This is a genomic window from Gilvimarinus gilvus (assembly GCF_030518155.1).
Lineage (GTDB): Bacteria > Pseudomonadota > Gammaproteobacteria > Pseudomonadales > Cellvibrionaceae > Gilvimarinus > Gilvimarinus gilvus.
Genome location: NZ_JAULRU010000709.1, coordinates 1 through 337, shown reverse-complemented (window position 1 = coordinate 337; position 337 = coordinate 1). Strand labels below are relative to the sequence as shown.

The window sequence follows — 337 nt, the reverse complement described above, 5'->3', positions numbered from 1 at the left end:
GGTTCGTTGAATTCGATGCAGTCGAAGATCACCACCTGGCCATCGATCAGCGTGGCGTTGCCCAAGTGAATGTCACCGTGGCATTCGCGAATGAAGCCATTGGCCTTGCGTTTTTCCAGCAGGCCATGCAGGCGCTCGAAGCTGCTGCGTGCCCAGGCTTGCAGGGCGTCTAGCTGCTGCAGGTCGGCCTTGTCGCTGAGGAACGGGCGAATCTGCTCGAAGTTCTGCTCCACCGGCGCCATGACGGCCTCCGGCGTGCCCAGTGGGTGCTCGACCGGTACCCGCGGGGCCTGCAGGTGGAATTCGGCAATCTGCCGGGCCATCTGGTCGATGTGCG

The 337-nt window shown here is 62.9% G+C and carries 1 protein-coding gene; it reads right to left on the bottom strand.

The genetic code is table 11. The features are described from left to right. A partial coding sequence (locus QWI17_RS18085) for a phosphotransferase (protein ID WP_302723930.1) occupies nucleotides 1-337 on the bottom strand: 337 nt, incomplete at both ends.